The following is a 21,466-nucleotide window of genomic DNA, read 5'->3' as shown; positions in this document are numbered from 1 at the left end:
GCGGCTAGAGGATCAACCCCTATCTGACGCTACGATGCCCCACGCTCCACTGACCATCGGCGCCCTGTCGCGCGAGACGGGGGTCAAGATCCCCACCATCCGCTTCTACGAGAGCATTGGCCTGATGCCGGCGGCGGCCCGGACCGCCAGCGACCGGCGGGTCTACGACCGCCGCGCCGCCCAGCGCCTGGCCTTCGTCAAGCACGCCCGCGACCTGGGCTTTTCGGTGGAGGCGGTGCGCTCGCTGCTGGAGCTGGCCGACCATCCGGACCAGTCCTGCGCCGACGCCGACCGGCTCGCGGCCGAGCACCTGCAGGAGATCGAGCGCAAGATCGCCCAGCTACAGGCCTTGCGCGACGAGCTGGCGCGTGTCACGGCCGAGTGCGCCCGGGGGCGGGTGGCCGACTGCCGCGTGATCGAGGTGTTGTCCGACCACAGCCTGTGCCTGGCGCCTAGCCATCACTGACCGCACCGCCGCCCTGACCCTCATGCCAAGCCTGCCCGGAGATACGCGCCTGTGAGCGCCCCGCTGTTCCTGTCCATCGTCGGCCTTGGCTTCTTCGTCGCCTTCATGCACGCGGCGATCCCCACCCATTGGCTGCCCTTCGCCCTGACCTCGCGCGCCCAGGGCTGGAGCGCGCCCAAGACCCTGGCGATCACTGCCGCCGCGGGCGTCGGGCACGGCCTCTTCACCACGGCCATCGGTGTCGTGATCGTCGCCCTGGGCATGCAGCTCAGCGAGCGGGCCGGGGCCATCTTCCACCTGGTGGCCGGCGGCGCCCTGTTCTGCTTCGGCCTCTACTACCTGGTGCGCCAGTGGCGGGGCGACGGCCATGCGCATCTGATCGGCGGGGCGGCGCACAATCACGGCCACGGGCATGGCCACGGCCACGCGGACCATGACCACCCGCGGCAGGCTCACGTGGGCTTTGCGCCAGGGCATGACCCGATCTGCGAGGACGAGACCCTGGGCGAGGCGATGGTCGACGCCCCGCCGCCGCGCCGCTCCGACCGGGCGGCGATCGCCAGCCTCTTCGCCCTGCTGACCTTTTCGCCGTGCGAGAGCTTCCTGCCGGTGTTCCTGTCCGGGGCCCGCTACGGCTGGACGGCCTTCATCCTGCTCAGCCTGATCCTGGCCCTGGCCACCCTGGCGGGGATGCTGGTGTTCACCAGCCTCAGCCTCGCCGGCCTCTCGCGCCTGCGTCTCGGCGCCCTGGAGCGCTATGAGGGCCTGATCCTCGGCCTGCTGCTGTGCGCGCTCGGGCTGGCGGTGGTGTTTCTCGAGACCTGATCGAAGCCTCAGGCCGGGCCGATCACCGTCTCCACCAGGGCGGCGAACTTCTGCATGAAGGCGGTCAGGAACTTGCGCGTGCCCTCGTTGGTCAAGGTCCCGGCGTCGTCGAACAGGCTGGCCGCGCCGCCGATGTAGGCTTCCGGCTGCTGCAGCACGGGCACGTCCAGGAACACCAGCGACTGGCGCAGATGGTGGTTGGCGCCGAAGCCGCCGATCGCGCCCGGCGAGACGCTGACGACAGCGCCCGGCTTTCCGCTCCAGACACTCTGGCCGTATGGGCGCGAGCCGACGTCGATAGCGTTCTTCAGGGCGCCGGGGACCGAGCGGTTGTACTCCGGCGTGACGAACAGCAGCGCCTCGGCGGCGCGCACCTCGTCGCGGAAGCGCTTCCACGGGGCGGGGAGGGCGTCGCCCTCCAGATCCTCGTCGTACAGCGGCAGGTCGCCGATCTCGACGATGCGCAGCTTCAGGGTCTCGGGCGCCAGGCTGGCAAGGGCCAGGGCCATCTTGCGGTTCAGCGAAGCCTTGCGCAGGCTGCCGACCAGCACGGCGACGTCACGCGGCATGGGTCTTCTCCTCTCGGGCTCGGTTCAGGCGACCTTGTAGTGCTCGCGGTACCAGGTCCAGAAGGCTTCGACCCCGGTCCGCAGCGACGTGTCGGGATGATAGCCGGTCAGGGCCTGCAGCAGGCCGGAATCGGCGAAGGTCTCCACCGGATCGCCCTGCTGCAGGGGCATGTTGTTGCGGATCGCGGTGCGGCCCGTGGCCCGCTCGACCTCGGCGATGAAGTCGTTCAGCGCCACCGGGGCCCCGCGGCCGATGTTGACCACCCGCCAGGCGGCCACAGGGCTAAGGGAGTCGGCCTCGGACACCGGGGCGCCCTTCACCGGCGGCGTCGCCAGCAGACGCACCACCCCCTCGATCAGGTCGTCGATATAGGTGAAATCGCGGGCCATCTCGCCGTCGTTGTAGACGTCGATCGGCCTGCCCTCGAGCATGGCGGCGACGAACTTGAACAGCGCCATGTCCGGCCGGCCCCACGGGCCGTAGACGGTGAAGAAGCGGAACGCGGTGGTGGGGATGTCCCACAGGTGGGCGTAGGCGTGGCTCATCGCCTCCGTCGCCTTCTTGGTGGCGGCGTACATGGTCAGCGGATGGTCGGCCTTGTCCGCCTCGCGGAACGGCATGGTCTGGTTGCCGCCGTAGACCGAGCTGGTGGAGGCCAGCATCAGGTGGCCGACGCCGTGCGCCTTGGCCGCCTCCAGGATGTTGAAGGTGCCGACCAGGTTCGTCTGCACATAGTCGCGCGGCGCTTCCAGGCTGTAGCGGACCCCCGCCTGGGCGGCGAGATGGATGATCGCCTCGGGCTTGCAGGCGTCGGCGATGGCGCCGATCGCCGGCATGTCCTCCAGCATCGCCTCGTGGGCCGAGAAGCCGTTGTGCCGCTTCAGAATCGCGTGCCGCGCCTGTTTCAGGGCGACGTCGTAGTAGGCGGTCATGCCGTCGACGCCGGTCACCTCGTGCCCCTCGGCGATCAGCCGCCTGGCCAGGTGGAAGCCGATGAAGCCGGCCGTGCCGGTGACCAGGAGTCTCATACGCGCCTTCGGACCATGATGGGCGCGTGAAGTCCAGGGGGCTGCCGTGCGCCGGCGTTCAGGCCTCCGTGGCGCCCTTGATCGGATGGCCGTCCTTGGAAATCATCACCGCCAGCCAGCGGGTGGACTCGAACTCGGCGGCGATGGCCATGACCGTCACCGTCAGCGGCGTCGACAGCAGGATGCCCGGCGCGCCGAGGATCGCGCCCCAGAAGCCGATCGAGATCAGCACCAGCAGCGGGTCGATGTTCAGCTCGTCGCTCTGCAGCTTGGGCATCACCACATTGTCGATGACGAACACCGCCGATCCGAGGATGGCGATCAGCAGGGCCGGCACGGTCAGGGTGCTGAACTGCGACAGCGCCACCAGGCCCGGGAACAGCGAGCCGGCGATGGCCCCGACGATCGGCACATAGGCCGCCAGGAACACCACGAAGGCGATGAACAGGGCGTCGTTGACCTTGAACAGGAACATCAGCGCCCAGGCGGCCAGGGCGATCATCGCCGCCTTCAGCGTCTGCAGGCGCACGTACTGCTCCACCGCATTGCGCACGCTGGCGAGGATGCGCCGGGCGCCCTGACGGTGCGCCTCGGTGTCGTAGAGGCTGTTGACCTTCTGCGAGAAGGCGGCGCGCGAGGCCACCAGGAAGCCGAAATAGATGATCACCAGGAAGCCGTAGGACAGCAGGCTGCGGGCGGTGGCGAAGATGCTGGTCAGGGCGTGCGAGGGATCGCCCCCCGAGAAGATCTGACCGATGGTGAGCGGCTGGGCGTGGGCCATGCCCATCACCTGGGCGATCACGGCGTTGATGCGCGGCTCCAGGCCCGCGATCTGGCCGGCGAAGGGGGGCGCCTCCACGGCGAACAGGCCGCCGATGGCGCCGAACGCCGCCAGGATCAGCGATCCGGCGATCGCGCCGCGCACCCAGTCCGGCGCGCTCGGCATGCGGTCGTGCAGCACCCGCGCCACGGCGTCGATCAGCAGCAGCAGGAAGGTGGCCACCACCAGCGGGGTCAGGATCGACTGGAAGTACTTGATCAGCGCCAGGGCGACGACCACGGCGATGAACACCGTGGCGTTGCGCACGAAATGGTCCGGCGGCGGCGGCCGCACCGCCCAGGTCGTGGACGCCAGCGGCGGCGCCTTGGCCGCGGGTGCGGTCTTGGCGGCGGTCTTGGCAGGAGACTTGGGGGGCGGTTGCGCCATGCGGACACCGTGCGATGAGTCGCCCAATGTTGCGCGAATGCGACCCTGCCGCAAACCAGGTCGGCCGCCGGTAGTGTCTCAGTTTGAAATCGATGCCCAACCCTGAAGCGCAGCTGCGACGGCGGCGGCGATTGCTGCCCACGCGCTTAGGGCGCTTTGTCGGCGTAAATCCGATTCGTGTTTTGGACGTTGGATCGTGCCGTCTTCACGGATGATCGCCAATGTCACTGGCGATATACGAACTAGTGCCGACGCCAGCCAGAGGGCGGCGGCAACGAAGGCCGCGACCGCAGAAACGATGTTCAGAGCCGTCTTGAACTGCACGATCTAGAGCCGCTTCTTGTAAGGGCCGCGCTTTCCAGGCTGCGGGCGCCGCGCTTCGATCCTCACCGCAATGTCTTCCATCGTCCAGAGCGTAGAGCTGACGCCAGCGGCCATCGCGGGCGAGATGCGCAGGGTCTTATGGACCCGCATGAAGTTGTAGAAGGCGAAGTAGAGCGCCAGCGCGTGAATATGGTTGTCCAGCTTCTTGCTGAAGGCATTAGTTAGGCGCGTGAACCGGCGGTTCTGCATCCGGATCGACAGGTTCGAACGCTCGACGTAGCTGGTCGAGACGTGCGCCATGTTCGGATCGCCTGACACCACGTTCTTGATGACGCTGGTGCAGACGGGCGGGCCGTAGCGGCCACGGGCGGCGGCCGGGTCGGTCTCGTAAATCTTCTGGATGGTGGCGTAGTCGCCGCCCGCCCCGAAGGCGTCTTCAATGGCGCCGAGATAGGCGTTGTGGCCGTCCATGGTGAGCTGCACACGTTCCGTCGCGATGCGCTCGCGCAGATCGGCCGCCAAGATTGATGCGCTTTCGCCCGAACGGTCGCCCACGAAGTACGAGATCATCAGCTTGGAGTCGGCGTCCAGCGCCGTCCACGTCCACACGTCGCCGGCGCCATCGGGAGCAGACTTCGCCGCCGCGACGTTCTTGGCCTTCGCGTAGCAGAACGACCATATCTCATCGCACTGAATCCGCTTGGACGCGACGCCCCGCACCACCTCGTCGTGAAGCGCCAGGCAGGCTTCGCCCGCGTCTTCCAGCAGCTTCGTAACGGTGTTGATGGACACGTCGGCCATGCGGCTGTTCGCCCGCATCGACACGCCCTCGCAAAGGCCGTTCAGGATCATGACGCGCTTGGCGAGGGGCAGCTTGTTCACGCCCCTTTTTATCTGAACTTTTTGCTTGAGTGTCAAGCATATCGTTCAGTTCACATTGCCTCCAGGCGTGGAGGCGTGTTCACCCGATCCGGGCGCTGCCCCACAGCGGCGAGGTTCCAGATTAGGCCCTCCAGTTCATCTACCGGAAGGTTCAGGTCCCGTGCGATCTCGTCCTTGGTGACGCGCTCTGACCAGAGTTGAGTAAGCACCTTGCGCCAGATTGGAGAGGTTTCGCGCTCAATCCCGCCGGGCTCGCCCGTCCGGAAGCCGCGCTTCGTCAGCTCAATACACAGCGACTTATACTGCCACTCCGAAATCACGCTGAGCGCACGCAGCCTGTAGGCCATAGCCATGGCCGATACCCGCCACCGCGCCTTCGCCGCCAGGACAACATTGATCGTCACCGGGCGAGGCATTCGGGAGCGGACATCGCGCGCCGGCATCAAGAAGGCGGACGCGAACCCGTCCGCTTCCCGCTCTGTGGAACGAGCCCCCTTCGGGTCGCCGTGCTTGTGCATCACCAAGTGCCCAAGCTCGTGGGCTAAGTCAAAGTTGCTGCTTTCAGAAGTTTTGAAGTTGTTCAGAAAGATGTATGGCTTCCCATCTCTCCAAAAGGAGAAGGCGTTCACAGAAGCGGTGTTTTCGGATAGCGAAAAAACACGAGCACCGTGCGTTTCAAGAAGCGCTATCAGGTGGCCAATTGGCTTCTCGCCCAGCCCCCAATACTGGCGCAACATATTCGCCGCCGCCTCTGGGTCGGTCTCATAGCTGAGGTCGATCAGATTGGGTTCTGGCAGACTAAAGCGATCCTCCACCCAATTACTCAACTCCAGGCCCAGGGCGCCGGCCGCAAGCGCGGCATCGCGCTCCCGCGCACTCATCTTTGAAAAGCTCCGAAAACTCACCGCGCTCGTGTCGATCACCTCGGGGTCGTCGCTGACGAAAAAGCCGACCGGGAATCCGAGGGCGTGCGCAAGGCGCTCGACGGTCGCGTCGTCAGGTTCATTGACGCCATTTTCCAGGCGAGAAATCGTGTCGACTGCCAAGCCGGCGAGTCCAGCGAGAGCCTTCGCCGTCAACCGCCGCCGGTGACGAGCGAGGCTAAGCCTCTTCGGAATGAACATGGAATCGATCCGCTACTTGCGGACGATTTGAGGGTCGAAGCCGTCCGCCACGTCGCCGTCATCCAGGGAGAGTTTCCCGGCCGGGTCGTCGTCCTCGCCGTCAATGATGAGATAGATGCGCTCAACGTAGCTTTCGAACGTACCGCCCTTCACAATCGGTCTCGTCAGCTCGGCGCGCCCTGCCTCGTCCACCATCAGGTAGAAGGTCGAGACTTCACCGGTCGGCTGGCGCGTGTACATCGGCATATCACCGAAAAGACTGTAGTTGCTCATGCACAGCCGCTCCGCGCCAGCGCCCTTTCGGGAACGCGGCTTCGGCCCTTGGTCGTCATTGCAGGCGAGGTCTACGTTGGAAAACACCACGCGGACCTTCAGCTTGTCGTTCCAGATGGCTTCCACGCCACCCTCACGGTCCAGCCTCCACTCGTCACCGACGTATGTGTTCCGCAACGCCCAGGTGCCATGGTGATAGGCTAGCGTCCCGGCGGCGTTGGCGGGGTGGAACGGCGTTGCGTTGGCGGCTTCCGAGATCGCCACCAGGACGACTCCATGAAGGCCATCGCGGGTCAGCCCGAGTTCAACCAGCCGGGGCTCGATCTCCCAGGGCTCGCGAAGGACTTTGGTTTCCACAAGCTCGGGCATAGCGGACCTCGTGTCGATTTTCTCTACCTACCTGTAGGGCAAAAAAATCGACACGCAAGCGTTATCTAGACCAGCGCTTAGCCGCCGCCTTCCTGGCAATCTCCGACCGCTGCTCAGCCGTCAGCGTCGCCGCCCTGGCCGCGCCACCCTTCTTCCCGCCCGCGCTGTGATGCGCCTTGTCGTCAGGCGTGGCGTTGTCCTCGACCTCTCCTGTCGCGATCTTGGCGACCATGATGGCCGCTCCAATCACGTCGCCGGGGCGCTTCTGTCCGTTGGGGCCCTTAGGCATTGGGGCGCCGCTCCCAGAGCACTCGACCGTCCGAACTGTGGAGTTCCACGATGTCGTGGTCGGCGATTGCCTCGCTTAGGTCGGATTGAGCGTAACGGATCGCTGTCGCATCATCGCCGACCTCAAAGTGCAATTCCCCGTCGCCCATCTGGACGGCGGTGCCCGGGCGTGAGCGGAAGAGCTTGAGCGTGTAAGTTCCCATGGCCGAAAGATAGACCCACGCCTCGCCCGGCGCCATGCTTGTCAACGGGGCTGGATTCAAACTGAGACACTACCGGCCGCCCCGCCCCGGCGGCCGCGCCCGGGTGGACCTCAGGCGGCGATCAGGTGTTTCGGCCGGCGCAGGTCCGGGGCGAGGCCCTCGCCCATCAGGTCGATGAAGTTGTCGCAGTAGAACCGCGCCTGCGCCGCCTGCGGCGTGTTGGCCAGGGAATCGCCGAACCGCTTGAGCGGATTGCGGCCGCCCTCCACATGCGGGAAGTCCGAGGAGAACAGGCAGATCTCGTCGCCCGCATTGGCGATGATCCAGCCGGTGTCCTCATGCGGATAGGGCGTCACCCGCACCTGCCGGCGGACGATCTCGCTGGGCGGGGCGGAGAGGCGGTGCAGCCGCTCCTCGTTCTTGTAGAAGGCCTGGTGGGCGCTATCCATGAAGCGCATCCAGCTGGGAACCCACGATCCGCCCAGCTCGATGGCCCCGAACTTCAGGCGCGGGAAGCGGTCCATCACCCCGTCGATGATCATCGCCGCCAGGGTCTGCATCACCGCATGGGGGATCGGCATGAAGCTGACCGAGGTGAAGTTCTCCTCGCCGCCGTGGAAGTCCTTCACCCGCGGCATGCCGTTCTCGAAATAGGCGGGGTTCAGCTTCTCCTCGCCGCCGACGTGGAACAGGATCGGGATGCCGGCCTCCTGCGCCATGGCCCACACCGGATCGAAGGCGGTGTGGCTGGGCGAGTGACCCCTGGGGCATTTCGAGGGGATCATCAGCGCCTTGGCGCCCAGCTGGATCGCCTCGGCGGCCGCGACGCGCGCGCGCTCGAAGTCGGCCAGGGGCACGTAGGCCGTCGCCAGCAGGCGCCGGTCCACCGAGCAGAAGTCGGTCATCATCCGGTTGTGCGCCTGGGCCGCCGCGTAGCACAGGCCCATGTCGTCGCCGTCGTCGAGGCCGAAGTTGCCCAGGCAGAAGGTGGTGAACACCAGCTGGCTGGCGAAGCCCAGCAGGTCGACGGTGCGCGGCCGGTCCTCGCGGCGGAAGGCTCCCAGCGCCTCATAGTTCTTGCGCAGCAGGATGTTGTCGTCGGCGCCGGCGCGGAACTCGGCGTCGTCCTGCCGCTCGCGCGCCTTCTCGGCCCAGCGGTTGTCGCCGATCTTGTGCCGGTAGTAGGGCAGGGCGTGGTAGGCGGCGCGGAAGCGGGGGTCGAAATAGGCGTCCAGGCAGTCGCCCAGTTCCATCAGGTGCGAATCGGCGTCGTGCACCACGCGCCCCTCGACGTAAGCCATGGCCGTCCTCCGTGTTCTTTGCGGAGGATTTCAATGCCGGCCGACGACGAACTCAACTGAAAACCGACGGCTGACCTACCGGGACTTCAAAAATCTTACCGGGGTTGAGGATGTTGAGCGGATCCAGGGCCCGCTTCATCGCCCGCATCACGTCGACCTCCTCGGCGCTGCGGGTCACCCAGAGCCAGGCCCGTTTGTCGAGGCCGACGCCGTGCTCGGCGCTGATCGAGCCCAGCCGGTCGCGCAGCGGCCGATAGACGATCGATTCCACGTCGTAGCGATGCAGCGGCGAGGCTCCGACGATCAGGTGCAGGTTGCCGTCGCCCAGGTGGCCGAACACGGTCAGGGTGGCGTCCGGCCGCCAGCGGTGCAGGGCGGCGCGCACCTCGGCCACATAGCTCTGCATCTGGCTGACGCCGAGGGAGACGTCGAAGGTCAGCACCGGGCCGTCGCGGGCCACCTGGCCCACGTCGTCGCGCAGCGCCCACAGCGCATCGCGCTCGGCCTGGTCCTTGGCGATCACCGCGTCGGCGATCTCTCCGGCCTCGAGCGCCGCGGCCAGGGCCGCCTCGAAGGCCTGGGCGTCCGGACCGGGATCGGCGCCCAGGGCCTCGATCAGCACATAATAGGCGTGGCCCGGGGGCAGGGGCGGTCGCCCCGGCGCCGGCGCGGTGGTGACCAGGCGGTAGAAGTCGGCCCACATCACCTCGAACGCCGACAGCCGTCCGCCCAGCTGGCGGTCCAGGCGGCGCAGCAGCTTCGGCAGCGACGAAAAGTCGTTCACCGCCGCCACCGCCACGTCCTGGCTCTGCGGCAGGGGGCGCATGCGCAGCACCGCCCGGGTGATCACGCCGAGCGTGCCTTCCGAGCCGATGAACAGCTGCTTCAGGTCATAGCCGGCGTTGTTCTTGATCAGGTGGTGCATGGCGCTGACGATGGTCCCGTTGGCCAGCACCACCTCCAGCCCCAGCACGTTCTCGCGCATCATGCCGAAGCGGATCACCCGGTTGCCGCCCGCATTGGTGGCGATGTTGCCGCCGATGGTGGCCGAGCCGCGCGAGCCCAGATCCAGCGGGAAGAACAGGTCCTCGGCCTCCGCCGCCGCGCAGGCCGCCTGCAGCGGACAGCCGGCCTGGACGACCATCGAGTTGCTGTCGGCGTCGACCACCTCGACCTTGTTCATGCGCTCCAGGGAGAGGGCGACGTCGTGGTCGGCCCAGGCGCCGGCCACCAGTCCGGTGCGTCCGCCCCACGGCGTGACCGGGATGCTGTACTGGTGGCAGATCTTCAGCGCCTCGGAGACGGCCTGCACGGACGTCGGCTTCAGCACCGCCGCCGGCGCGCCCATCCGCCCCCAGCTGCCGGCCCCGGCCCTGGCGGCCTCCTCGCCGGCGACGACGGCGTCCTTTCCGACGGCCCTTTCCAGGCGCGCGAGCAGCATGTCGGAGACCATGGCGTTTCCCGGGCTTCGTGTGGCGGGGCCTTTCGGCCACTGCGGCATCATACTGCCGTGGGGTGCGCGCCGCGGCATTGATGAGGCTCAAGCCCTGGTCTCGACGAACCCCGGGCGGTCATGCGAGACCGCGGACGATGAAGACGCTCGTGTTTCTGCGGTCGCGCCGGGCCGCGCCGTTCGCCGTCCTGGCCTGCGCCCTGCTGGCGCCTTCGGTCGCGCCGGCCTTTCCGGACACCTACGCCGGCCGCCTGGACGCCCTGACCGAGGTGCAGCGGCTGCAGGCGGCCCTGCAGAGCCGCGACAGCGCCACCGAGACCCTGCGTCTCTGGTGCGAGGCGCACCACTGGGCCGAGCCGGCGCGGATCCGCGCCCTGCGCGACGTCGCCACCGCCAAGCCCGCGACGCCCGAGGTGCGCAGCCTGCTCGGAGCCGGCCCGCGCACGCCGATCCGCTATCGCCGGGTCAAGCTGATGTGCGCCGACAAGGTGCTGTCCGAGGCCGACAACTGGTACCTGCCGGCCCGGCTGACGCCGGAGATGAACAAGGCGCTGGACGAGACCGACACCCCGTTCGGCGTGGCCGTGAAGGCGCTGGACTTCCACCGCCAGGCGGTGGACTCGCGCATCCTGCTGCATCCCTTCGATCCGTCGCCCGGCGATGCGGCGCCGGTGGTCCCGGGCCAGCCGCCGCAGCTGCCGCTGCCCTATGCGGTGATCCGCAACACCGCCGTGCTGTCGACGCCGGACGGAGCGCCGTTCAGCGTGGTGGTCGAGACCTATACCCGGGCGACGCTCGATACGCCCTCTCCATCCCGCCAGCCTGGCGGCGAGGCTTTGACACCCTCGAAATAAGCGTGAATGTGCGCATCCGGACGCCGCGACACAGCGGCGCCGGAGGACATCATCGGGGGAGGCGGGCATGGGCCGAGATCGGGCCAAGGGTGCGCAGGCGAAACTGTGGGCGGCGATCGCCCTGGGGGCGGGGCTGCTGCTGGGGGCCTGTCATGCAGGGCCCAAGGGCGTGGACGCCACGCGGCTGAACGGCGCGGACGCCGACGCCGGCGAATGGATGACCACCGGCCGCACCTATTCCGAACAGCGCTTCAGCCCGCTGACCAAGGTCAACGCCGACAGCGTCGGCCAGCTGGGGCTGGCCTGGCACCACGAATTCGACACCGACCGCGGCCAGGAAGCCACGCCGCTGATGGCGGACGGGGTGCTCTATACCACCACGGCCTGGTCCAAGGTGTTCGCCTTCGACGCCAAGAGCGGTCAGCTCTTGTGGTCGTACGATCCCAAGGTGGACGGGCAGCGCGGCTTTTCGGCCTGCTGCGACGTGGTCAACCGCGGCGTGGCGGTGTGGGGCGGCAAGGTGTTCGTCGGCGCGCTGGACGGCCGGCTGATCGCCCTGGACGCCAAGACCGGCAAGGTCGACTGGTCGGTGGTCACCGTCGACCAGTCCAAGCCCTATACGATCACCGGCGCGCCGCGGGTGATCAAGGGCAAGGTGCTGATCGGCAACGGCGGCGCCGAGTACGGCGTGCGCGGCTACCTGTCGGCCTACGACGCGGCGACCGGCAAGCTCGACTGGCGCTTCTACATGACCCCCAACCCGGACGGTAAGCCCGACGGGGCCGCCTCCGACGACGTGCTGGCGGCCAAGGCGCAGAAGACCTGGGGCGACGGCGTCTGGAAGCATTCCGGGGGCGGCGGCACGCCCTGGGACTCGATGGCCTACGATCCCGATCTGAACCTGCTGTACGTCGGCACCGGCAACGGCTCGCCGTGGAATGCGGTCAAGCGCTCGGGCGGCAAGGGCGACGACCTGTTCCTGTCCTCGATCGTGGCGCTGAACCCCGACACCGGCGCCTATGTCTGGCACTACCAGACCACGCCGGGCGAGAGCTGGGACTACACCGCCACCCAGCACATCATCCTGGCCGACCTGACCATCGACGGAAAGCCGCGCAAGGTGCTGATGCAGGCGCCCAAGAACGGCTTCTTCTACGTGCTGGACCGCCAGACCGGCCAGCTGATCTCGGCCAAGAACTACATCACCATCAACTGGGCCAAGGGCGTGGACATGAAGACCGGCCGGCCCATCGAGGACCCGGCCGCGCGCTTCGTCGACAAGCCGGACGTGGTGCTGCCGGCCCCCTACGGCGGCCACAACTGGCAGCCGATGGCCTACGACCCCAAGGAAGGGCTGGTCTACATCCCGGCCATGGAGGTGCCGTTCGGCTATGGCAACGACTCCAAGTTCGCCTATCACGACGGCGCCTGGAACGTCGGCATCGACTTCGGCCTGACCGACCTGCCGCCGGCCGCCCAGCAGGCGGCGACCAAGGCGATGCTGAAGGGCATGCTGATCGCCTGGGACCCGGTGAAGCAGCAGGCGCGCTGGACCGTGCAGCACCCCTATTTCTGGAACGCGGGCGTGCTGGCGACCGCCGGCGGCCTGGTGTTCCAGGGCGCGGCCGAGGGCAAGTTCTCGGCCTATGCGGCCAAGGACGGCAAGCTGCTGTGGTCGTACGACGCCGGCAACGGCGTGGTCGCCGCGCCGATGACCTACGAGATCGACGGCGAACAGTATGTGGCGGTGATGGTCGGCTACGGCGGCGCCGCGCCGCTGGCCGCCAGCTGGACGCTGCCCGACCGGCCGCGCCTGCCGGGGCGGCTGCTGGTGTTCAAGATCGGCGGCAAGGACACCGTGCCGGCCTATCCGAAGCCGGCGGTGGTCAAGGTGGACCTGACCGGCGCCGCCTCCAGCGGCAACGCCGAGGAAGGCCGGGGTCTGTTCCTGTCCAACTGTTCGGTCTGCCACGGCCCCGGGGCCAGCGGGACCTACCTGCCCAATCTGCGCAACTCGCCGATGATCGTCACCGCGGACAACTTCAAATCCGTGGTGCTGGACGGCGCGCGCCGGCAGAACGGCATGGTCAGCTTCGCCAAGTACCTGACCCCGGCGCAGGTGGAATCCATCCGCGCCTATCTGCTGCAACAGGCGCGGGCGTACCAGGCGGCGGGCGGGGCGAAATAGCCCTCCCCCTCGTGGGGTCCAGGCGGTTCACACATGTCGATGCCGCGTTGCGAAGCCCTTCTCCCCTTGCGGGAGAAGGTGTCTTGCGCAGCAAGACGGATGAGGGGTCGACGCGCCTTTCCGGTTGGTGCTGCGCCGCCTTCGCCAGGATAGTCGCGAAGGCTCCGTCAACCCCTCATCCGACCCGCTGACGCGGGCCACCTTCTCCCGCAAGGGGAGAAGGGGAGGGCAATCGAGCCGTCTTCGCCAATGTGCATCCCTAGCTCGTGGGGCCCGCGAAGCGGGCAGGTGGGGGGCACCGGCCGGCGCGCGGACTCATTGGATGAGCCCGCACCCGACACCTCACTTCCCCACCCTGATCGCTTCGCGATCTGTCCCTCCCCATGAAGGGGAGGGTGGGCGATCTTTCCCTCCCCATGAAGGGGAGGGAGGACGCCAGATCACGCCGGGTCGGCGTAGTTGGCTTCGCGTTTCTGCAGGTTGGACATCACCGCCTCGACCTGGTTCGGGCTGCCGATCAGGGCCACCTGTTCGACGGTTTCCTGGATCAGGCCCGAGCGCGGATCGGTGATCACCGCCTCGTTCAGCAGGCGCTTGCCGGCACGGATGGCGTCGGGGCTCTTGCCCGCGATCTCGCGGGCCAGGGCCAGGGCGTCGGCGCGCGGGTCGTCGCACACCCGGGTGGCGAAGCCGTAGTCCTTGGCCTCGACGCCGGAGAAGATGCGCCCGGTGTAGGTCAGCTCACGGACGATATCCTCGCGCGCCAGATGGCGCATGATCTGGGTGCCGGCCATGTCGGGGATCAGGCCCCACTTGATCTCCATGACGGCCATCTTCGTGTCGGGCGCCACGTAGCGGATGTCCGCCCCCAGAGCGAGCTGGAAGCCGCCGCCGAAGGCGACCCCGTGCACGGCGGCGATCACCGGCACCGGGATCTCGCGCCACACCCACACGGCGTACTGCGCGCGGTTGGCGATGCCATGCGTGCGGCTGGAAAGCCCCAGGTTGTCGGACTTCGGCCGACTGGCGCCGTCGCCGCGCGAGCCGTCGGCCATGCGCCCGAAGTTGCCCATGTCCAGCCCGGCGCAGAAGCCGCGGCCCTCGCCCGACAGCACCACGACGCGGATCGACGGGTCGTTCTTGATCTGCTCGCCGGTGGTCACCAGCGCCTCGAACATGGCGTCGTCCAGGGCGTTCATCTTGTCGGCGCGCACCAGGCGCACGTCCGCCACGCCGCGGTCGATGGTCATGGTGATGCGGTCGTTCATGGAAATCCTCCCGTTTGCGCGCAGCATAGCGGGCTGTCCCTGCGGCGCCGCAAGGGGCGTTGTCGGGGAGGCGTTGCCAGGGGGGTGTCGGCGGGCGTTGTCGGATCGCGGCGCCGCTTGTCCAGGCGCGCCGCGGGCGCGCGGTCGGCCTTGATTTCGCGCCCGGGGAGGCGGCTTATCGGCGCCGAGCGTCTGGAGTCCCCGCATGAGCAAGCCGCCGAAGTCCCCCGCGAACGACGCCGCCGAGCACGAGGAAGACCTGCTGGACGAGGCGCTCGAGGAATCCTTCCCCGCCAGCGACCCGGTGTCGATTCCCGTGCCGCCGGAGAAGAAGGACCCGTCCTAAAGTTCCACCATCTCGAACTGGCTCTTGGACATGCCGCAGTCCGGGCAGTTCCAGCTGGCCGGGATGTCGGCCCAACGCGTGCCGGGCGGGAAGCCTTCCGCCGGCAGACCCTCGGCCTCGTCATAGATGAAGCCGCAGGTGGCGCACTGGTAGGTCTTGAACGGTTCGACGGTCATCCCGCGCCTCAGGCCTTGGCGGCGGCTTCCGCCACCTTGCCGCTGGGCTGCCCGTCCTCGATCTGGTCGAGGTATTCCGACAGGCCATAGCCCACCAGGTCGCCGCAGCGATACTCGGTCATTCCCTCGGTGATGCGGGTGTTGAGCTCGGTCCCGTCCGGGCCCTTGCGCCGGCTGCGCAGCGGGATCAGCGACAGCACCTTGCCGGTCACCTCATAGGCCTTGCCGCCCTTGGTGCGGACGCTGGCGCGCAGGGCGGTCTGGTAGCCGTGCTCGTCCCAGTCGCTGTCCATCTCGCAGGTGGTGATCAGGTCGTAGGCCCCATCCTTGAACACCATGCCGCCCTGCCGCGGCTTGCCGTCCTCGCCGGTGACCACCGACAGCATCATGCCGAAGTCGCGGCTGAAGTTCAGCGGGCACCAGCGATACCAGTTGATCGCCGACCAGTGCCGCGGCCCCCACGACTTGTCGCGCAGGCCAAAGCCGTCGATCTCGAAGCGCTCCTCGCCGATCTGGAAGAAGCCCTTGGCCGCCACGTGCTGCTCGTAGTGCGCCTTGGCGAACGACTTCTCGGGGTCGATCTCGCGCGGCTTGCCGTCGGCGCGCACGGTCTCGCCGCCGTACATCGGCGAGACCCCCTCGTAGTCCAGCTCCACCGTGCAGGGCAGGGTGGGGTTCTCGCGGAACGCCTTGGACGGGTCGGCCATGTCGAACGGCCGCGCCATCAGGCAGACCTTGCCCGAATAGGTCACGCGTAGGCGCTTGAACGGCTCGATCACCTCGATCTTCAGGCCGCCGGCGTTGAGCTCGCGGTTGTGATCGATCTTCGGCCGGCCGAACATGAAGCCGATACGCCCGTCCGGCAGGTACAGGCAGACGCTCATCTCGGCGTAGCCCTCGTTCGGCCGGTTGCCGATGCGGAACCAGCCGCCCGCCCTCGAGCCGTGGTCGAAGACGTTGAAGTACATGCTTTCATTGTAGTTCGCCGCGGCGTCTGGCTCGTGGGTGTACTCGTCCTGCGGCTCGAGGCGGGTGATGAACTGGGGGGCGTCGTCGGCCATGGAAGGCTCCTGAAGGGGTTTGGTTCGACGTCAGGCGTTTGCGTGGGCGCGCTGGGCGGCGCGCAGCATGGCTTGCAGAAAGGTCTCGTAGAGGGCCGGCGGCAGGTCGTGGCCCATGCCCGGGATCTCGCGCAGCTCGGCGCCGGCGATCAGGGCGGCGGTGTCGCGCCCGCCCTCGGGCGGCACCAGCGGATCCTCGGCGCCGTGCAGCACGACCGTAGGGGCGGTGATGGTCCTGACCTTGGCGCGGCGGTCGCCCGAGGCGCGGATCGCCCCCATCTGCCGGGCCACGCCGGCCGGGTTGAAGGCGCGCGCCAGCTCCTGTTCGGCGCGCTCGCGCAGGGCGCCCTCGGGCCAGGGATAGGCCGGGCTGCCGATGGTCTCGGCGTTCTCCACGGCGTGCGCCAGGTAGGCCTCGCGGTCCTTGGGGTCGGGCGCCGGCTGGCTGATCACCGCCCAGGCCTTGGGCGTGGCGGGCGGCAGGTCCGGATTGCCCGTGGCCGACATGATGCTGGTCAGCGACAGGGTGCGTTCGGGAAAGTCGGAGGCGACGGTCTGGGCGATCATCCCGCCCATCGACATGCCGACGATGTGCGCCCTGGCCACGCCCACGGCGTCCAGCACCGCCATGGCGTCGGCCGCCATGTCCTCGACGGTGTAGGGCTGGTCGTCGGTGAGCCAGGTGGATTTGCCGACGTCGCGGTTGTCGAACCGCACCACCTGAAAGCCGGCGTCCGCCAGCCGGCCGCAGAAGTCCGCCGGCCAGCGGGTCATCTGCGAGCCCAGGCCGTTGATCAGCAGGAAGGTCTCCGCCCCGCCGGCCCCGAACACCTGGTATTCCAGCTCGACCCCGTTCCCGATGGCTGTCGGCATGGCGCGCTCCCGTCGTGTTTCAGCCATTGTCCGGCGGGCGGGGGCAGGCTGGCAAGCCTGTCGCCAGGGAAGCCGCGCGGGCCCCTGCCACGCGGAGGCGCCCGCGGCGCAGGGCCTTGCCTCGCGCTGGGTCACTGTGGCCAGATCGATTGCAAACAACCAAACCCACGCAAAGACGAGACGATCGGGGAGCCCATGGCCATCAACAACCGCATCACGGAACTGCTGGGCGTCGAGTACCCGATCGTGCAGGCGCCGATGGGCTGGATCGCCCGCGCGCAGCTGGCCTCTGCGGTGTCGAACGCCGGCGGGCTCGGTGTCATCGAGACCTCCTCCGGCCGCCTCGACGAGGTGCGCGAGGAGGTGAGGAAGATGCGCACCCTCACCAGCAAGCCGTTCGGGGTGAACATCGCCCAGGCCTTCGTGCGCGATCCCGACATCGTCTCGTTCGTGGTCGACCAGGGGGTGAAGTTCGTCACCACCTCGGCCGGCGATCCCAATCGCTATTGCAGCGCGCTGAAGGCCGCGGGCCTGACCGTGTTCCACGTGGTGCCGTCGCTGGCGGCGGCGCTGAAGGCGATCGAGGCCGGGGTCGACGGGCTGGTGGTCGAGGGCGGCGAGGGCGGCGGCTTCAAGAACGGCCGCGACGTGGCCTCGATGGTGCTGCTGCCGCTGGTCTGCTCCAGGGTGAAGGTCCCGGTGATCGCCGCCGGCGGCATCGTCGACGGTCGCACCATGCTGGCCGCCTTCGCCCTGGGCGCCGAAGGGGTGCAGATGGGCACGCGCATGGTCTCGGCGGCCGAGAGCCCGGTGCACGGCAACTGGAAGACCGCCATCCTGGAGGCCAAGGAGACCGACACGGTGTTCCTCAACCGCTTCGGCCCCGGGCCGGCGCTGCGGGCGCTGCGCACCGAAAAGACCAGCGCCTACGAGAAGACGCCGCCGGAGAACATCATGGCCGAGTTCGGCAACGCCCTGGACCTGTACTTCGGCGGCGACATGGAGGCCTCCATCGCCCTGTCCGGCCAGGTCGCCGGCCGCATCGACGAGATCAAGCCGGTCGCCCAGGTGATCGCCGAGACCGTCGCCGAGTTCGAGGCCGAGCTGGCGGCGCTGCAGCGGCAGTACGGGCGGGCAGCGGCGACGGCTTAGTCACTTCGCGGGCGTCGGCCAGTGTCTGGGCTCCTTCTCCCCTTGCGGGAGAAGGGAGTCGGTGCGCGCCATCGCGGTGAGGTGAGGATAGGCGCCTAGGCTCGGCCATTCATCGCCGCCGCAATCGCCTGGATGCCTTCGCGCATCATCGCGCCCACCGTCTCGGCCGCGGCCTGGGGCAAGACGTCGGCGATCCAGACCAGTCGGCTGCCCTCACCTTCGGCGATCACCTGGAACGAGGCATTGTGGTGGGCCAGGCGCTCGCTGCGGGCGGAATAGGCCAGGCGGCGGGCGGTCTCGTCGACGTCGACGATCACCTCGCGGGCCACGAAGCCGTTGGCGAAGGTGACGATGCGGTCGGGGCCGTCCATCGTCGTGTCGGTGACGAAGCCGGGCGCAAAGCGGGTGTGCGCCGCGCCGATGTCGCGCACCACGTCCCACACCGCCTCTGGCGTCGAGGCGAGCGAAATCTCTTTGTGAATCGAGGCCATGCCGGCGTCTCCTGATGTCGTGTCAGGACGCCAGTGTGCCGGCCCGCCAGCCGTGTGGCTGGCGGAAACCGGACATCATCGGGGAGGCGGCGCTAGGCCGTCGCCGGCTCCTTCAGCACGAAGTCCTCGGGGTTCGGCTTCAGGGTCGCGCGCCAGTAGTCGACCAGGGCGAAGGGCCAGTTCTGGGTCACGCGACCGGCCTCGTTCTTGTACCAGCTGGTGACGTTGGGCGAGCCCCAGGCCATCAGCCTGTTGCCCTCGTCGACCCTCTCGTTGAAGGCGTCGTGCACGTCCTGGCGGACCTCCAGGGTCTTGGCCCCGGTTTCCGCCAGCAGCTCCAGGCAGCCCAGGATGTAGCGCACCGAGCACTCGGAGAAGAAGATGATCGAGCCGTTGACCACGATGTTGGTGTTCGGCCCGTAGATCATGAACAGGTTGGGGAAGTTCGGCGCCGTCATGCCCAGGTAGGCGCGCGGGTCGCCGGCCCACTGCTGGTGCAGCTCGATCCCGCCCTTGCCGGTGATCTTCATCGGCGACAGGAACTTCGAGGCGGTGAAGCCGGTGCCGTAGATGATCACGTCGGCTTCATGCAGCACGCCGTCGTCGGTGACGAGGCCGTCCGGGGTGATCTTGCTGATCGCCGTGGTGACCAGGTCGACGTTGGGCTGCTGCAGGGCCGCCAGCCAGACGCCGTTGTCCAGCAGGGCGCGCTTGCCGCCCAGGGGGTACTGCGGCACTACCTTGTCGACCAGGTCCTCGCGTCCGGCCACCTGGCCGCGGAGGATTTCGGCGATCATGTCGCGGAACGCCTGGTTGGCCTCGCTGACCGCGGTCGCGGGGCCCGTCCAGTCGGGATCGGCGCGCACGGCCGGCAGCAGGCCGTCGGTGGCCATCCACAGCAGCCAGAAGCGGTACCAGCGGTCGTAGTAGGGGATGTTCTCCAGCAGCCACTTTTTCCCCTCCGCGACGTCCTCGTGGTAGTGCGGCGTGGGGAAGCACCAGGGCGGCGTGCGCTGGAAGACTTCCAGGTGGCCGACCTTGCCGACGATCTCCGGCACGAACTGGAAGGCGCTGGCGCCGGTGCCGATCACGGCCACGCGCTTGTCCGTCAGGTCGACGTCGTGATCCCAGCGCGCGGAGTGGAACGCCGGACCCTTGAAGCTGTCGCGGCCCTCGATGTCCGGCAGGCGCGGGCGGTTCAGCTGACCCACCGCGGTGATCACCGCGTCGGCCTCCAGGGTCTCGGTCCCGCGCGGCGTGCGCAGGGTGGCCTGCCAGACGCCGCGCGCCTCGTCGAAGGTCAGCGCCTCGACCTCGGTCTGGAAGCGCACGTGCTTCTTCAGGTCATAGCGCTCGGCCACGTCCTGGAAGTACTTCAGCAGCACCGGCTGGGTGGAGAAGTGCTGCGGCCACAGGTGGTTGGGCTCGAAGGAATAGGAATAGAAGTGGTTGGATGAGTCGACCCGGCAACCTGGATAGGTGTTCTCCAGCCAGGTGCCGCCGACGTCGGCGTTCTTCTCGACCACGGTGTAGCCGACGCCCGCCTCGTTCAGCCTGATCGCCGCCAGGATGCCGGACATGCCCGCGCCGATCACCAGCACCTTCATCTTCGCCGCAGCGGCCTTGAGCTTCGGCGTCTCCCACTTCGGACGCTTGCTGCTCTCGCCCATCAGGTCCAGCTCGTCCTCCAGGAAGTCGAGGTAGCTGGACGGGATGTCGACGCCGGTGATGTAGTCCATCATCGGCCGGATCGCCTCGGAGGCCAGGTCGCCCACCGGCTGGCGGCGACCCTCCAGGTAGTCGGTGATCACCCCCTTGGCGAAGGCGCGCATGATCGCCTGCTCTTCGTCGGGCACGCCGATGTTGTTGCGGTCCATCGGCGCGTAGGCGGGGCGCCATTCGGGCTTCAGGTGATGGGTGTTGCCGGTCAGGTGGACCAGGGCCGTCATCAGGGCGGGCAGGTGGGCGGCGTCGATCGCCTCGTCCAGATTGGTGGCGTAGTCCAGGGGCATGGTGTTCCTTCCCTAGCGGGTCCGTCGGCGGTTTCGCCTGTTGTGAACCCGATTGTCTTCCCGCCCCCTTAAGCCCCAGCCGCCTATAGACTGCCGACCTGCCGGCGCGCGGCCGCCGCGGGCGGCGGCGCGCCTTCCGGGCCGGGTCCGACAGGGATCCGCGGCGCGGCGCGGTCACGGCGCTTCAGAGCGCGGTTACCGGCATGGCGCCCTCATGTGGCGCCGGCGTCAAGGGCGCCGTCGCGGCGCCCGGGTCCGGCGGCGATGCGACGCGCGCGGCTCAGGCCGCGGCGTGCGTGCGGGCGGCGCCTTCGCCGGTCAGGGCCTGGGCGATGGTCAGCACCGCACGGCGAGCCTCGCCGTCGCTGATCTTGGCGAAGGCGGCCAGCAGGTCGGTGGCGCCGGGCGTGGCCAGCTGGGCATAGATGATCGCTTCCACCGGCGCGGAGCCGTCTTCGCCCACCAGGGCGGCCACGGTGGTCTCCAGCTTCGCGGCGATCTTCACCAGCATGGAGGCCGAAACGCGGTTGGCGCCGCGTTCGTACTTCTGCACCTGCTGAAAGGTGATGCCGAGGGCGTTGGCGAGTTGGGTCTGGCTCAGGCCGAGCCAGCGACGGCGAATCCGAACGCGCGCGCCGACGGCGACGTCGATCGGGTCCGGTCCCTCGCGATTAACAGCCTGCATTATCAGCGTTCTCCAGAAGTGGCGGGAATTACCCCGCTTACAGCCCC

General features: G+C 68.2%; 24 protein-coding genes. 6 read left to right on the top strand and 18 right to left on the bottom strand.

Going from position 1 to position 21,466, the window contains the following annotated elements; all coding sequences use genetic code 11:
* Positions 1-34 precede the first annotated feature (34 nt).
* Positions 35-466 (top strand): MerR family transcriptional regulator, encoded by a 432-nt coding sequence (locus ACO2Q3_RS10155; RefSeq protein ID WP_423306450.1) that lies wholly within the window; start codon positions 35-37, stop codon positions 464-466.
* Positions 467-517: 51 nt separating this feature from the next.
* The gene (locus tag ACO2Q3_RS10150) at positions 518-1,291 is read left to right on the top strand and encodes a hypothetical protein (RefSeq protein ID WP_423306449.1); all 774 of its coding nucleotides are present in this window, start codon (positions 518-520) and stop codon (positions 1,289-1,291) included.
* Positions 1,292-1,299: 8 nt separating this feature from the next.
* On the opposite strand, the gene ACO2Q3_RS10145 is transcribed toward ACO2Q3_RS10150, so the two are convergent.
* From ACO2Q3_RS10145 to ACO2Q3_RS10095, 11 genes are all read right to left on the bottom strand, one after another.
* Positions 1,300-1,860 carry an NADPH-dependent FMN reductase gene (locus ACO2Q3_RS10145; protein ID WP_423306448.1) on the bottom strand — a complete coding sequence of 187 codons (561 nt, stop codon included), beginning with the start codon at positions 1,858-1,860 and terminating at the stop codon, positions 1,300-1,302.
* Positions 1,861-1,884: 24 nt separating this feature from the next.
* Positions 1,885-2,889 (bottom strand): NAD-dependent epimerase/dehydratase family protein, encoded by a 1,005-nt coding sequence (locus tag ACO2Q3_RS10140; protein ID WP_423306447.1) that lies wholly within the window; start codon positions 2,887-2,889, stop codon positions 1,885-1,887.
* A gap of 58 nt (positions 2,890-2,947) precedes the next feature.
* Positions 2,948-4,096, bottom strand: a complete 1,149-nt coding sequence (locus tag ACO2Q3_RS10135) for an AI-2E family transporter (protein ID WP_423306446.1) — start codon at positions 4,094-4,096, stop codon at positions 2,948-2,950.
* A 78-nt stretch (positions 4,097-4,174) separates the two neighbouring features.
* The gene (locus tag ACO2Q3_RS10130; protein ID WP_423306445.1) at positions 4,175-4,420 is read right to left on the bottom strand and encodes a hypothetical protein; all 246 of its coding nucleotides are present in this window, start codon (positions 4,418-4,420) and stop codon (positions 4,175-4,177) included.
* A 3-nt stretch (positions 4,421-4,423) separates the two neighbouring features.
* A complete protein-coding gene (locus ACO2Q3_RS10125; RefSeq protein WP_423306444.1) occupies positions 4,424-5,302 on the bottom strand; it encodes an IS1 family transposase in 879 nt (292 codons plus the stop codon).
* 50 nt (positions 5,303-5,352) lie between these two features.
* A complete protein-coding gene (locus ACO2Q3_RS10120; RefSeq protein WP_423306443.1) occupies positions 5,353-6,426 on the bottom strand; it encodes a helix-turn-helix domain-containing protein in 1,074 nt (357 codons plus the stop codon).
* A 12-nt stretch (positions 6,427-6,438) separates the two neighbouring features.
* Positions 6,439-7,068, bottom strand: coding sequence for a hypothetical protein (locus ACO2Q3_RS10115; RefSeq protein WP_423306442.1), 630 nt, complete (start codon positions 7,066-7,068; stop codon positions 6,439-6,441).
* 61 nt (positions 7,069-7,129) lie between these two features.
* On the bottom strand, positions 7,130-7,300 hold the full coding sequence (locus tag ACO2Q3_RS10110; RefSeq protein ID WP_423306441.1) for a hypothetical protein: 171 nt from the start codon (positions 7,298-7,300) through the stop codon (positions 7,130-7,132).
* 49 nt (positions 7,301-7,349) lie between these two features.
* Positions 7,350-7,595, bottom strand: coding sequence for a hypothetical protein (locus ACO2Q3_RS10105; RefSeq protein ID WP_423306440.1), 246 nt, complete (start codon positions 7,593-7,595; stop codon positions 7,350-7,352).
* Between the two features lie 74 nt (positions 7,596-7,669).
* Positions 7,670-8,860, bottom strand: coding sequence for an amidohydrolase family protein (locus ACO2Q3_RS10100; protein WP_423306439.1), 1,191 nt, complete (start codon positions 8,858-8,860; stop codon positions 7,670-7,672).
* 52 nt (positions 8,861-8,912) lie between these two features.
* Positions 8,913-10,313, bottom strand: coding sequence for an FAD-binding oxidoreductase (locus ACO2Q3_RS10095; RefSeq protein WP_423306438.1), 1,401 nt, complete (start codon positions 10,311-10,313; stop codon positions 8,913-8,915).
* Between the two features lie 137 nt (positions 10,314-10,450).
* On the opposite strand from ACO2Q3_RS10095, the gene ACO2Q3_RS10090 reads away from it, so the two are divergent.
* The gene (locus ACO2Q3_RS10090) at positions 10,451-11,167 is read left to right on the top strand and encodes a hypothetical protein (RefSeq protein WP_423306437.1); all 717 of its coding nucleotides are present in this window, start codon (positions 10,451-10,453) and stop codon (positions 11,165-11,167) included.
* A 67-nt stretch (positions 11,168-11,234) separates the two neighbouring features.
* Complete coding sequence (locus ACO2Q3_RS10085; protein ID WP_423306436.1) at positions 11,235-13,355, top strand: PQQ-dependent dehydrogenase, methanol/ethanol family; 2,121 nt, start codon at positions 11,235-11,237, stop codon at positions 13,353-13,355.
* Positions 13,356-13,795: 440 nt separating this feature from the next.
* Here the strand turns inward: ACO2Q3_RS10085 and ACO2Q3_RS10080 are convergent, their stop codons facing one another.
* Complete coding sequence (locus ACO2Q3_RS10080; protein ID WP_423306435.1) at positions 13,796-14,623, bottom strand: crotonase/enoyl-CoA hydratase family protein; 828 nt, start codon at positions 14,621-14,623, stop codon at positions 13,796-13,798.
* A gap of 205 nt (positions 14,624-14,828) precedes the next feature.
* Between ACO2Q3_RS10080 and ACO2Q3_RS10075 the strand changes: the two genes are divergently transcribed.
* The gene (locus tag ACO2Q3_RS10075) at positions 14,829-14,969 is read left to right on the top strand and encodes a hypothetical protein (RefSeq protein ID WP_423306434.1); all 141 of its coding nucleotides are present in this window, start codon (positions 14,829-14,831) and stop codon (positions 14,967-14,969) included.
* Here the strand turns inward: ACO2Q3_RS10075 and ACO2Q3_RS10070 are convergent.
* Genes ACO2Q3_RS10070 through ACO2Q3_RS10060 form a run of 3 tightly spaced genes read right to left on the bottom strand, consistent with a single transcriptional unit; the run spans position 14,966 to position 17,079 of the window.
* The gene (locus tag ACO2Q3_RS10070) at positions 14,966-15,145 is read right to left on the bottom strand and encodes a rubredoxin (protein WP_423306433.1); all 180 of its coding nucleotides are present in this window, start codon (positions 15,143-15,145) and stop codon (positions 14,966-14,968) included. The genes ACO2Q3_RS10075 and ACO2Q3_RS10070 overlap by 4 nt on opposite strands.
* Positions 15,146-15,153: 8 nt before the next feature.
* The gene (locus ACO2Q3_RS10065; RefSeq protein ID WP_423306432.1) at positions 15,154-16,206 is read right to left on the bottom strand and encodes a DUF7064 domain-containing protein; all 1,053 of its coding nucleotides are present in this window, start codon (positions 16,204-16,206) and stop codon (positions 15,154-15,156) included.
* Between the two features lie 30 nt (positions 16,207-16,236).
* Positions 16,237-17,079 carry an alpha/beta fold hydrolase gene (locus tag ACO2Q3_RS10060; RefSeq protein WP_423306431.1) on the bottom strand — a complete coding sequence of 281 codons (843 nt, stop codon included), beginning with the start codon at positions 17,077-17,079 and terminating at the stop codon, positions 16,237-16,239.
* On the opposite strand from ACO2Q3_RS10060, the gene ACO2Q3_RS10055 reads away from it, so the two are divergent.
* Positions 16,981-18,231, top strand: coding sequence for an NAD(P)H-dependent flavin oxidoreductase (locus tag ACO2Q3_RS10055; RefSeq protein WP_423306936.1), 1,251 nt, complete (start codon positions 16,981-16,983; stop codon positions 18,229-18,231). The two genes, ACO2Q3_RS10060 and ACO2Q3_RS10055, sit on opposite strands and share 99 nt — an antisense overlap.
* A gap of 95 nt (positions 18,232-18,326) precedes the next feature.
* Here the strand turns inward: ACO2Q3_RS10055 and ACO2Q3_RS10050 are convergent, their stop codons facing one another.
* From ACO2Q3_RS10050 to ACO2Q3_RS10040, 3 genes are all read right to left on the bottom strand, one after another.
* The gene (locus ACO2Q3_RS10050; RefSeq protein ID WP_423306430.1) at positions 18,327-18,722 is read right to left on the bottom strand and encodes an SRPBCC family protein; all 396 of its coding nucleotides are present in this window, start codon (positions 18,720-18,722) and stop codon (positions 18,327-18,329) included.
* A gap of 92 nt (positions 18,723-18,814) precedes the next feature.
* A complete protein-coding gene (locus ACO2Q3_RS10045) occupies positions 18,815-20,734 on the bottom strand; it encodes a flavin-containing monooxygenase (protein ID WP_423306429.1) in 1,920 nt (639 codons plus the stop codon).
* A gap of 280 nt (positions 20,735-21,014) precedes the next feature.
* Positions 21,015-21,419 carry a helix-turn-helix domain-containing protein gene (locus ACO2Q3_RS10040; protein ID WP_423306427.1) on the bottom strand — a complete coding sequence of 135 codons (405 nt, stop codon included), beginning with the start codon at positions 21,417-21,419 and terminating at the stop codon, positions 21,015-21,017.
* Positions 21,420-21,466 lie beyond the last annotated feature (47 nt).

Origin of the sequence: Caulobacter sp. KR2-114, assembly GCF_049446115.1 — a bacterium.
Classification (GTDB): Bacteria; Pseudomonadota; Alphaproteobacteria; order Caulobacterales; family Caulobacteraceae; genus Acaudatibacter.
The sequence above is the reverse complement of the archived record's forward strand: the minus strand, read 5'-3'. Positions and strand labels throughout refer to the sequence as shown.

Excerpts from the sequence above, each read along its gene's own strand:
- ACO2Q3_RS10115 (WP_423306442.1), bottom strand. The coding sequence starts at position 7,068 with ATGCCCGAGCTTGTGGAAACCAAAGTCCTTCGCGAGCCCTGGGAGATC.
- ACO2Q3_RS10100 (WP_423306439.1), bottom strand. The coding sequence starts at position 8,860 with ATGGCTTACGTCGAGGGGCGCGTGGTGCACGACGCCGATTCGCACCTG.
- ACO2Q3_RS10075 (WP_423306434.1), top strand. The coding sequence starts at position 14,829 with ATGAGCAAGCCGCCGAAGTCCCCCGCGAACGACGCCGCCGAGCACGAG.
- ACO2Q3_RS10060 (WP_423306431.1), bottom strand. The coding sequence starts at position 17,079 with ATGCCGACAGCCATCGGGAACGGGGTCGAGCTGGAATACCAGGTGTTC.
- ACO2Q3_RS10120 (WP_423306443.1), bottom strand. The coding sequence starts at position 6,426 with ATGTTCATTCCGAAGAGGCTTAGCCTCGCTCGTCACCGGCGGCGGTTG.
- ACO2Q3_RS10080 (WP_423306435.1), bottom strand. The coding sequence starts at position 14,623 with ATGAACGACCGCATCACCATGACCATCGACCGCGGCGTGGCGGACGTG.
- ACO2Q3_RS10065 (WP_423306432.1), bottom strand. The coding sequence starts at position 16,206 with ATGGCCGACGACGCCCCCCAGTTCATCACCCGCCTCGAGCCGCAGGAC.
- ACO2Q3_RS10155 (WP_423306450.1), top strand. The coding sequence starts at position 35 with ATGCCCCACGCTCCACTGACCATCGGCGCCCTGTCGCGCGAGACGGGG.
- ACO2Q3_RS10140 (WP_423306447.1), bottom strand. The coding sequence starts at position 2,889 with ATGAGACTCCTGGTCACCGGCACGGCCGGCTTCATCGGCTTCCACCTG.
- ACO2Q3_RS10045 (WP_423306429.1), bottom strand. The coding sequence starts at position 20,734 with ATGCCCCTGGACTACGCCACCAATCTGGACGAGGCGATCGACGCCGCC.
- ACO2Q3_RS10135 (WP_423306446.1), bottom strand. The coding sequence starts at position 4,096 with ATGGCGCAACCGCCCCCCAAGTCTCCTGCCAAGACCGCCGCCAAGACC.
- ACO2Q3_RS10110 (WP_423306441.1), bottom strand. The coding sequence starts at position 7,300 with ATGGTCGCCAAGATCGCGACAGGAGAGGTCGAGGACAACGCCACGCCT.
- ACO2Q3_RS10145 (WP_423306448.1), bottom strand. The coding sequence starts at position 1,860 with ATGCCGCGTGACGTCGCCGTGCTGGTCGGCAGCCTGCGCAAGGCTTCG.
- ACO2Q3_RS10040 (WP_423306427.1), bottom strand. The coding sequence starts at position 21,419 with ATGCAGGCTGTTAATCGCGAGGGACCGGACCCGATCGACGTCGCCGTC.
- ACO2Q3_RS10090 (WP_423306437.1), top strand. The coding sequence starts at position 10,451 with ATGAAGACGCTCGTGTTTCTGCGGTCGCGCCGGGCCGCGCCGTTCGCC.
- ACO2Q3_RS10070 (WP_423306433.1), bottom strand. The coding sequence starts at position 15,145 with ATGACCGTCGAACCGTTCAAGACCTACCAGTGCGCCACCTGCGGCTTC.
- ACO2Q3_RS10085 (WP_423306436.1), top strand. The coding sequence starts at position 11,235 with ATGGGCCGAGATCGGGCCAAGGGTGCGCAGGCGAAACTGTGGGCGGCG.
- ACO2Q3_RS10050 (WP_423306430.1), bottom strand. The coding sequence starts at position 18,722 with ATGGCCTCGATTCACAAAGAGATTTCGCTCGCCTCGACGCCAGAGGCG.
- ACO2Q3_RS10095 (WP_423306438.1), bottom strand. The coding sequence starts at position 10,313 with ATGGTCTCCGACATGCTGCTCGCGCGCCTGGAAAGGGCCGTCGGAAAG.
- ACO2Q3_RS10105 (WP_423306440.1), bottom strand. The coding sequence starts at position 7,595 with ATGGCGCCGGGCGAGGCGTGGGTCTATCTTTCGGCCATGGGAACTTAC.